Source organism: Sphaerochaeta sp. (assembly GCF_050256055.1).
GTDB lineage: Bacteria > Spirochaetota > Spirochaetia > Sphaerochaetales > Sphaerochaetaceae > Sphaerochaeta.
The window spans coordinates 1-2,828 of the sequence record NZ_JBFWIJ010000066.1 but is presented as its reverse complement, the minus strand read 5'-3'; the positions used below and the strand labels follow the sequence as shown (position 1 = coordinate 2,828).

The 2,828-nt window shown below is 47.1% G+C and carries 4 protein-coding genes; 2 read left to right on the top strand and 2 right to left on the bottom strand.

The annotated features are described in order from the left end of the window. Nucleotides 1-92 precede the first annotated feature (92 nt). The gene (locus AB7C91_RS13775) at nt 93-338 is read left to right on the top strand and encodes an NAD-dependent epimerase/dehydratase family protein (protein ID WP_428592451.1); all 246 of its coding nucleotides are present in this window, start codon (nt 93-95) and stop codon (nt 336-338) included. Between the two features lie 261 nt (nt 339-599). After that, complete coding sequence (locus AB7C91_RS13770) at nt 600-743, top strand: hypothetical protein (RefSeq protein ID WP_428592448.1); 144 nt, start codon at nt 600-602, stop codon at nt 741-743. Between the two features lie 241 nt (nt 744-984). Here the strand turns inward: AB7C91_RS13770 and AB7C91_RS13765 are convergent, their stop codons facing one another. Together AB7C91_RS13765 and AB7C91_RS13760 are read right to left on the bottom strand one after the other, a co-directional pair. Next, the gene (locus AB7C91_RS13765; RefSeq protein ID WP_428592445.1) at nt 985-1,839 is read right to left on the bottom strand and encodes a PhzF family phenazine biosynthesis protein; all 855 of its coding nucleotides are present in this window, start codon (nt 1,837-1,839) and stop codon (nt 985-987) included. 40 nt (nt 1,840-1,879) lie between these two features. After that, complete coding sequence (locus AB7C91_RS13760) at nt 1,880-2,425, bottom strand: GNAT family N-acetyltransferase (protein WP_428592454.1); 546 nt, start codon at nt 2,423-2,425, stop codon at nt 1,880-1,882. Nucleotides 2,426-2,828 lie beyond the last annotated feature (403 nt).

Here is a 2,828-nt window from a genome sequence, read left to right as displayed (position 1 = left end):
TAATTCTGTTTCGACTTTGGATATACACTGATTCGTTCTATAGGTAGATCGCCACCGATGCTGGAAGAGATAGGTAGAAAAAGGTAAGGCAGATGAGTATGAACAATCTCGTTACCGGGGCAAGTGGAGGTATGGGATTTACAACTTGCCAGAAATTGGTAGCTTCCGGATACACCGTGTACGGTCTGCCCCGCCAAGAACACGATGGATTGTTCTCCTTCCGGTTCCTGAGAGCCGACATAACAGACAGCTCCCCGTTGGAGCTGCTTTCAAGTGTATCAAGGAAGAGGCCGAATCTCTTACAGCAATTCTCCACTTTACAGGAGTGTATGACCTGAACTCCTTGGTGGAGATCCCCGAGGATGAGTTTGTCCGAATTTTCGATAGCAATCTCTTTGGTGTGTATCGCATCAACCGCCTTTTTTTATCCCTATAGGACCATAAGGGAAGGCTTGTCATCACAACCAGCGAATTGGCACCTTTGGACCCACTTCCGTTTACCGGAATGTACGGGATTACAAAAACAGCGCTCGAGAGCTATGCCTATGCGCTTCGTATGGAACTCCAGCTGCTCGGGTACCGTGTATCAGTAATACGCCATGGAGCAGTACGGACAGGAATCTCAGGGAGCTCCACAGACCGATTGGATTCCTTCTGCGAAAAAACCGAACGATATTCCTGCAATGCGTCTCGATTCCGTTGCATCGTTGACCGAGTGGAATCGCATGCGGTACTACCGCTAGCAATTGCAAGCCTGGCATTGCGGGTCCTTCATGACAAACGCCCACGGTTTGTGTATAATATCAACCGAAATCCATTGCTCAGGCTTTTGAATATTCTCCCTCATTCCTGGCAAACAGGAATCATCAGGAGGATTCTCCAATAGAGTGGGTCATTGGCATGTGAAAAACTGCATTTCTGGTTATCAAGGAAGTGAGAATTATCTCATCGATCTGGATGGATGGAGCCTTCTTTTTGGCCTACCTAACCCTCAATATAAAACGTTCCCTCAGCAATGATGGATACATTTCCACTGACCATGATACAGCCTGTACCTTTTTCTTGTAGAACATGCAGTTCACTAGGTCGGTCAAGAAAACGTCCTTGATGAATGATGATCTCTTCACCTGCCTTGCATACGCCATGTGCACAGAGGTATGCTCCAACTGGTCCAGCTGCGCTGCCGGTGGCAACGTCTTCCAAACCATCAAAATCGAATGTTCTGCCTTCTTTTGCATCAATATCAAACACATAGGCAAACTTTGCACCGTAGGAGTCAAGCAGTGGTTCATAATCCTTGGCAAACATGCCGGTTCTCTCAATTCCGCTGTGAATGGGCACGAGCAGGTACGATAAGCCGGTTGTCATGACCTGAAGAGGATACGCTGCAGCAAGATCGTCCATGGTAAGTCCAAGCGGTTCGATCAACAGGGGATAGTCTTCCGTGGGTATGTGTCCGATGGTCTCTGCTGCCCCTTGGTTCATGCTGCAGAGATACTCCTTTCGTTGGTCGACTGCAACGCTGGTGACCTTTACCTCCTTACCATTCAGATGGAACTGGATTGCTTCCGTCCCTTTCCCATTGTGCAGCATATGTACTACCGCAGCTGCACCAAGGATTGGGTGCCCTGCAAAATCCAGTTCCTCATCCTTCGTGAAAATTCTTGCCCTATATTCGTCGTCCCGGAGTCTTTTAAGGAAAATCGTCTCATACTGCTTCATTTCCCGGGTAATCAGAAGCATGGTTTCACTATCAGGAAATCGGTTGCAAATCAAAACGGTCAGTCCATTTCCTGTCAGCGGTCCTTTTGAAAAAACATCAACATGGTAGTACTGCATGAACCTTCTCCCTCTTTGGTCTTTCGCTTGGGTTGAAACCTCAGCTCTTTTGCTTTCTGGACCACTGTTCCTTGGTCATAACGTTTGTATGACCAATCCTTGTCTCATTCATGAGGGGTACCGGTACCTCCTTACAGGTGTGATGGTAGATAAAACCAAGTTTCTCCTGAACCCTCTTGGATTGGGTGTTTCCATCGTAATACCCACACCATATTGTGGTCATTCCCAGGTCTTCAAACCCATGGCGAATCAGTTCTGTTGCAGCTTCAGGTATATATCCCCTTCCCCAAAAGGGTTTGCCGATCCAATATCCCAGCTCACACTCATCATCACGCTCAGTCATATCGGTATGTCCATTCAGTTTGAGTTCTATGGCTCCAATTGCTCTATCATTGTCTTTTTCACAGATTGCATAGCATTCTGCTCCGGTAAGCACATTTCTAATGGCATCCAGGCTCTCTTCTGCACTTGTATGGGCAGGCCATCCTGCAATCGGGCCAATAGCAGGATCCTTGGCATATGCATATAAACTCTCGGCATCCGTCTCCGTCCAAGGGCGAAGAGCGGATCTTTTTGTCTGCAACATCACTCTTTCCTCATCTCCATGCATTCACGGTTTTTTCATCATTGCGTCAGGAAGACAGTTTTTCCCTTCCTGATACTGACAATCGTGTAGTTGGTATCTTCTCATTTTGGTTCGAGTTATCCAAGCCATACCGTGCATCAGTTAAATCCTGCAATATGAAAGGAGTATATGCAGTCCATACTAAGCAGATGATGATATCTGGATGTTGTTGAGCTGAAAACAACATCACAGGAATCGTTCCCGTGATGCTGCTTGAAGTCATACAAGCAAAAAATCCGCCCGTTTCTCCTCTTTGGATACACTCTTGATCTTGATGGTAACCGCATCCCCCATGCGGTAGACCTTTCCAGTCTTTCGCCCGGTGAGGGTGAACTCCTCCTTGTTAAAATCGTAGTGGTCATCT